This is a genomic window from Pseudomonas mandelii (assembly GCF_002251635.1).
Classification (GTDB): Bacteria; Pseudomonadota; Gammaproteobacteria; order Pseudomonadales; family Pseudomonadaceae; genus Aquipseudomonas; species Aquipseudomonas mandelii_B.
In genome coordinates, this window is sequence record NZ_NMOJ01000047.1 from 79,789 (window position 1) to 88,159 (window position 8,371).

Here is an 8,371-nt window from a genome sequence, read left to right on the forward strand (position 1 = left end):
CTATAGTGACCATGCCCATATGGCATCAATGAGAAACCCCATGGACAAACTCAATGCAATGGCCATCTTCGTCCGGGTCGTCGAGCGCGGCAGCTTTTCTGCCGTTGCCAGGGAGATGCAGACCAGCCAGCCGACCATCAGCAAAGTGTTAAGGGCGCTGGAAACCGAGCTGGGCGGGAAGCTGATTTCCCGCAGCACGCGCCAACTCTCGCTGACTGACGAAGGTCAGCGGTACTACAGCGAGTGCCGACAAATCCTCGCGGCCGTGGACGCGGCGGAACACAGTTTTCAATCAGGACGCGAAACCGTTGCCGGCAACCTGAAGATCGGTTCCTCGGTCAGTTTCGGGCGTTTGCAGATTGCACCGCGGCTTCCTGAGTTTCTGAAACAACATCCCCAGGTGCAGATAGACCTGCAGCTCAGTGACCAGAATCAGGACCCGGTCAGCGAAGGCCTGGACGTTACATTCAGGATCGGCGAATTGACCGACAGCGGCCTCATCGCCCGCCGCATCGGCACCACGTACCGGGTGACCGTCGCAGCGCCGGACTACCTCAAGCAACACGGCCAGCCGCAAACACCAGAAGAACTGCGCGGACACAATTGCCTGCAATTCAACCTGCTGAACAGTCAGAACCTATGGGTTTACGAGAGAGGTGCCCAACGTCACGAAGTACGCATCAAGGGAAACGCGCAAAGCAACAACTCCGAGGCGATCCGCGAGATGGTGCTGGGAGGATTGGGGATTGCGTTGTCGCCGGTGTGGTTGTTCAGCGAGGATCTGAACGCCGGGCGAGTGACTGCGATTTTGCAGGACTACACCGCGCAGTCGCTGCCCATTCATGCCGTGTCCCCGGCGAATCGTCGCCAATCCGCCAGGGTCAAAGCCTTTGTCGACTACATGAGTCAGGCGCTCGAAACAGCGCCTGAGCTCCAACCGGTCAAATAGCCGCGGTGCGGGTATTCAACCACTCAAGTGCCGCACCATCCAGCAACGGGCTCAAGCGCTCGCGCACCTCGGCGTGATAGGCGTTAAACCATTGCTTCTCGTCCAGGGTCAGCAGCGACGGTTCGAGGCAGCGGGTGTCGATCGGGCACAGGGTCAGGGTTTCGAATTTCAGGAACTCGCCGAATTCACTCTTGCCCGCTTCGGTGTTCAACACCAGGTTTTCGATGCGCACACCCCAACGGCCCGGGCGGTAAGTGCCCGGCTCGATCGACGTGATCATGCCCGGCTGCATCGCCGTTTGCGGGGCGGCGGCGGCCTGATAGGCGATGACCTGCGGACCTTCGTGAACGTTGAGGAAGTAGCCTACGCCGTGACCCGTACCATGGCCGTAGTCCACACCTTCAGCCCAGATCGGCGCACGCGCAATCGAATCCAGCAACGGCGAGAGAATGCCTTTAGGGAATTGCGCACGGGACAAGGCGATCACGCCTTTGAGCACCCGCGTGCAATCGCGTTTCTGCTCATCCGTCGGCGTGCCGATCGGCACCATCCGCGTGATATCCGTGGTGCCGCCCAGGTACTGGCCGCCCGAGTCAATCAACAGCAAACCATCGCCTTCGATCAGCGCATGCTCTTCTTCAGTGGCGTGGTAATGCGGCATCGCACCGTTGGCATTGAATGCAGCAATGGTGTTGAAACTCAGCGATACATAATCAGGGCGACGGGTACGCGCGGCCGTCAGGTGTTCGTCGATGGTCAGTTCAGTGATGCGTTCACGACCCAACGCCGAATCCAGCCAGGTGAAGAATTCACACAGCGCCGCGCCGTCCTGCTCCATGGCCTGACGAATGTGCTCGGCATCGGCCAGGCTCTTCTGCGATTTGGCCAACGTGGTCGGGTTCAGACCTTCGACCAGTTTCACGCCGCTGTTCAGGTTATCCAGCAAACCCGCCGTCACGCGCGCCGGGTCGACTTGCAGGCTCGCGCCGCTCGGCACGGCGCTCAAGGCGGCAGCCACTTCGCTGTAATCGCGCAGGGTCACGCCATCCTGCTCCAGTATCGCGCGCAGTTCGGCATCGACCTTGCTCAGCGCGACAAACAAAGTGGCCTGCTGCTGATTGATCAGGGCAAAGGACACGAACACCGGGTTGAACGACACATCACCGCCACGCAGGTTGAACAGCCAGGCGATGTCATCGAGGGTTGCAATGAAGTGCCAGTCAGCACCGCGATCTTTCAACACCTCGCGCAACTTCGCGAGTTTTTCACCCCGGCTGACAGTTGCCTGCGGCGGCAAGTGCTGGTAGATCGGCTCATTCGGCAGCGTCGGACGGTCGCTCCAGACTTCGCTCAACAGGTCGATGTCGGTGCGCAGACGTGCGCCACGTTCTTCGAGTTTGCCGCCCAGCGTCCGCGCCGACGCCACGGCCATCACCGCGCCATCCACCGCGACCACGCCGCCTTCAAGGGTTTGCTCGGCCAACCAGTCCAGCGGGCCAGGCTGGCCCGGTTGCAGCTTGACCAGCTCGATGCCGCTGCCGTTGAGTTCCTTGGTCGCCTGTTCCCAGTAACGGCTGTCGGCCCAAACACCGGCGAAATCTGCGGTGACAATCANNGTGCCGACCGAGCCATGAAAGCCCGACAACCACTGCCGCCCTTGCCAATAGCCCGGCAGGTATTCCGACAAGTGCGGATCGGCCGACGGCACCAGCAGGGCATGAATGCCCTCCCGGCTCATCAGCTCGCGGGTTTGCGCCAAACGTTGGGGCACCGATCCATTGATCGAAGGCTGCGTACTCATCATGTCTCCTGCTAATCACTTCATCATTATTGTTGAGTGCCGATCAATGCCGGCACTTTCAGGCCTTATTGCCAAAATGCCGGAGCACTGGCGCAGGCCGCTTTAATCAGTTGTGCCGCTTGGTCGACATCCTGTTCGGAGGTGAACCGGCCGAGGCTCAAGCGAATCGTGCGACCCGCCGAGCGGGCGTCATGCCCCATGGCCAGCAGCACATGGGACGGAGCATTGCTGGCGGAGTTACAGGCCGAGGTCGCGGAAAACGCGATCGAGTTGCTCAGCGCCGCAGAATTGAACTCGCCTTCGTTGAAGGTCAGGCTCAGGGTATGGGGAATGCGTTGGGTCGGGCTGCCATTGAGCCGGACACCGGGGATGCTGAGCAGTTGCTCGAGCAAGCGTTCGCGCAGCCGCACGATGGTCGCTTTTTCTTCCTCGAACGCAGCGGCGGCCAGGGCGAAGGCGACGCCCATGGCGGCGATCTGGTGAGTCGCCAGGGTCCCTGAACGCAAACCGCCCTCGTGACCGCCGCCGTGAATCTGCGCCAGCAAACGCTGTTGCGCGCGCGGGCCGACGTACAGGGCGCCGATGCCTTTAGGGCCATAGATCTTGTGCGCCGAAAACGACATCAGGTCTACCGGCAAGCGGGCCAGATCGATTGCCACTTTGCCCGCGCCCTGGGCGGCGTCGACATGGAACAACGCATCACGATCACGCACGATCTGGCCGATGGCCGCGATGTCATTGACCGTGCCCAGTTCGTTGTTGACCAGCATCAGCGACACCAGAAAGGTGTCCTCGCGCATCGCCTCGCTGACCGCTTGCGGGGTAATCAGGCCCTCGGCGTCAGGCACCAGATACGTCACGGCAACGCCGGCGTCCTGCAACTGCTTCGCCGTGTCGAGAATTGCTTTGTGTTCGATCTGGCTGGTGATGACATGCCCACCTGCCACACCACGCGCCTGGGCCACGCCCTTGATCGCGAGGTTGTTGGATTCAGTGGCGCCGGACGTCCAGACGATCTGGTCCGCCTGAGCGCCGACCAGTTCGGCGACCTGGCGCCGCGCCTGCTCGACCGTTTGCCGGGCCTGCTGGCCGAACGCATGGGAGCTGGACGCCGGGTTGCCAAAGTTTCCGTTGAAACCCAGGCACTCGACCATCACCTGGATGACCCGCTCATCCACCGGCGTGGTGGCGGCGTAGTCGAAATACAACGGACGTTTATTCATAGAAAACTCGCAGAGCATGTTCCGGGATCAGGAGGCTCGTCACTGAACGCTCAAAGCGCAACCTCGTGAGTTGCGCCGACCGTTCAGAGCGTTAGAAATACCTGATCGGAGGCCGTTAAAGAAGTACAACTTCATTTAAAAGTGCGTAGGAACGCTCCTGAAGTCGAGCTTAACAGGCATCGGCCAACCGGTTGAAGCGATGTGTCAGCTAAAGCTCTCGAGCAACAACGGATACAGCGAAGCCACCAACAGCAAGGCCATGCCCCAGTTGAACAGCCGCAACCAGCGACGATCCTTCAACACATTGCGCAACAAAGTGCCGCAACCGGCCCAGACCCCGACGCTCGGCAGGTTGATCAAGGCAAAGACCGCAGCAATCACGATCACATTGGTGAAGTAGCCCTGCATCGGCGTGTAGGTGCTGATGGCACCGATGGCCATGATCCACGCCTTGGGATTGACCCACTGAAACGCCGCCGCGCCGAGATAGCTGATGGGTTTGCTGTCGCCCTTTTCACTCTCGGAGACCGGACCGGAATGGGCGATTTTCCACGCCAGGTACAGCAAGTACGCCGCGCCCACATAGCGCAGAACCGTATAGAGCAAAGGATAGGTTTGAAACACGGCACCGAGGCCGAAACCGACCGCGAGGACGAGCACAAAGAAGCCGCAAGTAATGCCCAGCATGTGCGGAATGGTGCGGTGAAAGCCGAAGTTCACGCCCGATGCCAGCAACATGGTGTTGTTGGGGCCGGGGGTAATCGAGGTGACGAGGGCAAACAGGGCGAAGCCCAGCAGCAGATCGAGCGAGAGCGTCATGAGCGGCAGTCCAATCAGGGTCAGTCAGGTGTTGACCCTATCGCACGCCCCGAGGGAAACCCATGGACAGTTACGTGAAACTTCGAACGGTACAGTTTTAGATCAGCTTGGACGACCGTGAAGCTGTACAGCACGTTCGGCGTTCATTTCGCCTTGTTTGTCGAAACTGAACGATTTTTGCGGCTGGCCGAGCAATTCGGCTTTTTTCGCATGGTACTCGTCGAAGGACAAACCGCGACGATTCAAGTCTTCCAGCGCCAGTTCCCGACTTTCTTCAGCGGTGTAGGGCCGCAATTCAGGCGAAACATGGCTGGCACATCCGGCAAGAACGGAGACCGCAAGCAGCAAGAAAGTGGCGATTAGAGGTTTCATGGGTGGCGTCCTGGCATCTGGGTTCGGGGCAATGAACACAGGCTACTCGCCCCCTTCGACGGGCAGAAATCAACGCTCTCGATAGTGGCTATCGAATTAGGCTAATGACGTTCAGCCANGANGACGCNTTGTTGCGCGCGGCGTATCGCTTCAGCCATTACAACCAGGTGCACACCGCTGCCCTGCTGGGCTTGAGCCGCAACGTCACGCGCACACGCCTGATCAAGATCGGCGANTTGGCGGTGAACAAGCGCCGGCCCACGGAAAACGTGCAAGGCGAACGCCTGATGCAATTGTCGATCTAAGCACTTACCTCAAATGCACCAGATTGCAGTGCAACGCGTCGTCGGGGCTACGTTCCAGACTGTGCAGCACCTGGAACGAGCCGAAGGTCACGGTTTTCGCCTGATGCGCGCGAATCAGCTGCCAGAAATCCTGCTCGCCGCTTTCAAAACTCTGAAACGCGGCCTCCCCCGCCTCGCGGGTTTGCCATTGCAGGTAGTTGAGCACCCGCCGGCCGTCATCGCTGGCCTGGATGCTCGCACTCAAAAACCCGCTGTAGCCTTGGGCCAGTCGCTCGGTCTGCTTTGACAAGGCCGACACCAACGCAGGTTGCTGATGGGGTTCGATCTCGAATTCGATCAACTGGGTGAAGCTGCGATTTTTCTCTGGCGTTTGCATGAAGAGTCCCCACTGACGTGAAAGCCGGACCTTGCGATCCGAAGGCTTGCAGGGTAAAACCTCGAGTTAACTAGAGGTCAAGAGGCATTTTTCAAATGATCACCTCGGAACATCTGCACAAGGAACTCACCGTCGGCCAATTGGCCGCGCGCAGCGGCGTGGCGGTCACGGCGCTGCACTTTTACGAGTCCAAGGGTTTGATCAAAAGCAACCGCAACCAGGGCAACCAGCGGCGTTATCCGCGGGAAGTGCTGCGGCGGGTCGCGTTGATCAAAGTCGCGCAGCGGCTGGGGATTCCGTTGGCGGAGATTGGCGGGGCTCTGAAAGCCTTGCCGGATAACCGGGCGCCGACGGCGGCGGACTGGAAGGTGATGTCGGCGCAGTGGAGCCGGGATCTGGATGAGCGGATCAGTCAATTGACCTTGCTGCGGGACAAGCTCAATGGCTGTATCGGCTGCGGGTGTCTGTCGATGGAGGCGTGTCCGTTGCGTAATTCTGGCGATGTGCTGGGGGAACAGGGGCCGGGAGCGCAGCTGCTTGGATCGAGGACAGATTCGCAATAGTGGTGCGGCCATCGCGGGCAAGCCACGCTCCCACAGGTTTTGTGTCGTTCTCAATTTTTATAAACGACACAAACTCTGTGGGAGCGTGGCTTGCCCGCGATGGCGTCCTCATGGTCAACCGAAGCTTAGAACCCCAGCGCAATCTGCCCTTTGTAGCGGGTCAGGATGAACTGCCGAACCTCATCCGATTTCAATGCCTTGGCCAGTTTCTGCAAACAGTGGCGCTGCTGCTCGTCGGGCACTCGGTGGCGCAAAAGGGGCTGACCTATAGTTATCCGACCGGAAATCGGCGAAGGAACACCTTCAATTCACAACAACAAGGGAGAACCGTCATGAGCGTCAAACCCATTCCCGAGGGTTATCACAGCATCACGCCTTATATGGGCATCGACAACGCCGCCGAAGCCATCGAGTTCTACAAGAAGGCTTTTGGCGCCACCGAAGTCATGCGTCTGTCCATGCCGGATGGCGGGATTGGTCACGCCGAGTTGAGGATTGGCGATTGCCCGATCATGCTCGGTACGCCGTGCGATCAGGGGCCATTGAGCAATCCCGACAAATCGCCGTCCGTGGGGCTGCATTTGTATGTGAACGATGTGGACAAGTCTTATAAACAGGCGATTGCGGCGGGTGGCACGGTGGTGTCCGAGGTCAAGGATCAGTTTTATGGCGACCGTTCGGGGACGTTGAAAGATCCCTATGGGCATTTGTGGTTTCTGGCGACGCGCAAAGAGGATTTGACGCAGGAGCAGATTGAGCAGCGGGCCAGGGAGATGTTTCAGCAGGGTTGAATCCTTCAGTGTCTGGACGGACCTCTTCGCGGGCAAGCCTCGCTCCCACAGGGTTTTGTGTCGTTCACAAATTCCAGGAACAACACAAAACCCTGTGGGAGCGAGGCTTGCCCGCGAAGGCGGCATCCCTGACACCACGCATCCCCGAACACACTTCATGAACAAGCGCACCACACTTTGCGCCTTGTCCCCGGCGCGCAACACTTTCAGGATGCAGGCCACTACAACAAGGACTCGCCCCATGTTCGCCGGATTCCTGAAAGACCAGCGTCACGTCAACGGTGTGGACATTGCCTACCGCATCGGTGGCAGCGGGCCGGGCCTGCTGTTGCTGCACGGTCACCCGCAGACCCACGTCATCTGGCACAANGTCGCCGAGCAACTGGCCGAGCACTTCACCGTAATCGCCGCCGACTTGCGCGGTTACGGTGACAGCGGCAAACCGCCGGCCAACGACCACCACACCCATTACTCCAAACGAGAAATGGCCAAGGACNGCGTCGAACTGATGAAGGCCCTGGGCTTTGACACGTTCTCGGTACTGGCCCACGACCGTGGTGCCCGGGTCGCCCATCGCCTGGCGCTGGACCATCCGAACGCCGTGCAACGCATGGTGCTGTTGGATATCGCGCCAACCCTGGCGATGTACGCCCAGACCGACGAAGCTTTCGCCCGCGCCTACTGGCACTGGTTCTTCCTGATCCGCCCGGCGCCGCTGCCGGAGGCTTTGATCGAGAGCAACCCCGAGCTGTACCTGCGCAGCGTGATGGGCAGCCGCAGTGCCGGGCTCAAGCCATTTACCCCCGAAGCGTTCGCCGAATACCTGCGCTGCCTGCAACTGCCAGGTACGGCGCGCGGCATCTGCGAGGACTACCGCGCCAGCGCCGGCATCGACCTGGAACATGATCGCGCCGATATCCAGGCCGGTAAAAATCTGCACCTGCCGTTGCTGGTGCTGTGGGGAGCCGAAGGCACGGTCGGGCGCTGTTTCGAGCCGCTCGATGAATGGCAACACGTGGCCACCGACGTGCGTGGCAAGGCTCTGCCCGCCGGCCATTACATCGCCGAAGAAACCCCGGAATTGCTGCTCGCCGAAGTGCTGGGTTTCCTGCGCTGATCACGATGCGTCCCGCTGCTATGCTGGCGGCTCATGCCGCCACGCTTTTNTTCTG

General features: G+C 60.0%; 9 protein-coding genes and 2 pseudogenes. 5 read left to right on the forward strand and 6 right to left on the reverse strand.

Annotated elements, in window-relative coordinates; genetic code table 11:
• Positions 1–40: 40 nt before the first annotated feature.
• Positions 41–949, forward strand: coding sequence for a LysR family transcriptional regulator (locus tag B7L09_RS06930; protein WP_094468286.1), 909 nt, complete (start codon positions 41–43; stop codon positions 947–949).
• Here B7L09_RS06930 and B7L09_RS06935 read toward each other — a convergent pair.
• From B7L09_RS06935 to B7L09_RS06950, 4 genes are all read right to left on the reverse strand, one after another.
• Positions 942–2,750, reverse strand: a complete 1,809-nt coding sequence (locus B7L09_RS06935) for an aminopeptidase P family protein (protein WP_094468287.1) — start codon at positions 2,748–2,750, stop codon at positions 942–944. The two genes, B7L09_RS06930 and B7L09_RS06935, sit on opposite strands and share 8 nt — an antisense overlap.
• Positions 2,751–2,815: 65 nt before the next feature.
• Positions 2,816–3,973, reverse strand: a complete 1,158-nt coding sequence (locus tag B7L09_RS06940) for a cysteine desulfurase family protein (protein WP_094468288.1) — start codon at positions 3,971–3,973, stop codon at positions 2,816–2,818.
• 204 nt (positions 3,974–4,177) lie between these two features.
• Entirely contained in the window at positions 4,178–4,792 is a 615-nt protein-coding gene (locus B7L09_RS06945) for a LysE family translocator (RefSeq protein ID WP_077747875.1), read from the reverse strand.
• Between the two features lie 102 nt (positions 4,793–4,894).
• Entirely contained in the window at positions 4,895–5,164 is a 270-nt protein-coding gene (locus B7L09_RS06950; RefSeq protein WP_094468289.1) for a hypothetical protein, read from the reverse strand.
• A 122-nt stretch (positions 5,165–5,286) separates the two neighbouring features.
• Between B7L09_RS06950 and B7L09_RS06955 the strand changes: the two are divergent.
• Positions 5,287–5,469 (forward strand): annotated as a pseudogene (locus B7L09_RS06955) (sigma-54-dependent Fis family transcriptional regulator); the annotation flags it as partial.
• 4 nt (positions 5,470–5,473) lie between these two features.
• Here B7L09_RS06955 and B7L09_RS06960 read toward each other — a convergent pair.
• A complete protein-coding gene (locus tag B7L09_RS06960; protein WP_094468291.1) occupies positions 5,474–5,845 on the reverse strand; it encodes an antibiotic biosynthesis monooxygenase in 372 nt (123 codons plus the stop codon).
• A gap of 95 nt (positions 5,846–5,940) precedes the next feature.
• On the opposite strand from B7L09_RS06960, the gene soxR reads away from it, so the two are divergent.
• Positions 5,941–6,408, forward strand: coding sequence for a redox-sensitive transcriptional activator SoxR (soxR, locus tag B7L09_RS06965; RefSeq protein WP_094468292.1), 468 nt, complete (start codon positions 5,941–5,943; stop codon positions 6,406–6,408).
• A gap of 125 nt (positions 6,409–6,533) precedes the next feature.
• Here soxR and B7L09_RS31285 read toward each other — a convergent pair.
• A pseudogene (locus B7L09_RS31285) lies at positions 6,534–6,623 on the reverse strand (MetQ/NlpA family ABC transporter substrate-binding protein); the annotation flags it as partial.
• Between the two features lie 117 nt (positions 6,624–6,740).
• On the opposite strand from B7L09_RS31285, the gene B7L09_RS06970 reads away from it, so the two are divergent.
• Positions 6,741–7,199, forward strand: coding sequence for a VOC family protein (locus B7L09_RS06970; protein WP_094468293.1), 459 nt, complete (start codon positions 6,741–6,743; stop codon positions 7,197–7,199).
• 241 nt (positions 7,200–7,440) lie between these two features.
• Complete coding sequence (locus tag B7L09_RS06975) at positions 7,441–8,316, forward strand: alpha/beta fold hydrolase (protein ID WP_094468294.1); 876 nt, start codon at positions 7,441–7,443, stop codon at positions 8,314–8,316.
• Positions 8,317–8,371: the final 55 nt, after the last annotated feature.

Coding starts and splice junctions, on each gene's coding strand:
- B7L09_RS06945 (WP_077747875.1), bottom strand. CDS start 4,792: ATGACGCTCTCGCTCGATCTGCTGCTGGGCTTCGCCCTGTTTGCCCTC.
- B7L09_RS06970 (WP_094468293.1), top strand. CDS start 6,741: ATGAGCGTCAAACCCATTCCCGAGGGTTATCACAGCATCACGCCTTAT.
- B7L09_RS06950 (WP_094468289.1), bottom strand. CDS start 5,164: ATGAAACCTCTAATCGCCACTTTCTTGCTGCTTGCGGTCTCCGTTCTT.
- B7L09_RS06940 (WP_094468288.1), bottom strand. CDS start 3,973: ATGAATAAACGTCCGTTGTATTTCGACTACGCCGCCACCACGCCGGTG.
- B7L09_RS06930 (WP_094468286.1), top strand. CDS start 41: ATGGACAAACTCAATGCAATGGCCATCTTCGTCCGGGTCGTCGAGCGC.
- soxR (WP_094468292.1), top strand. CDS start 5,941: ATGATCACCTCGGAACATCTGCACAAGGAACTCACCGTCGGCCAATTG.
- B7L09_RS06960 (WP_094468291.1), bottom strand. CDS start 5,845: ATGCAAACGCCAGAGAAAAATCGCAGCTTCACCCAGTTGATCGAATTC.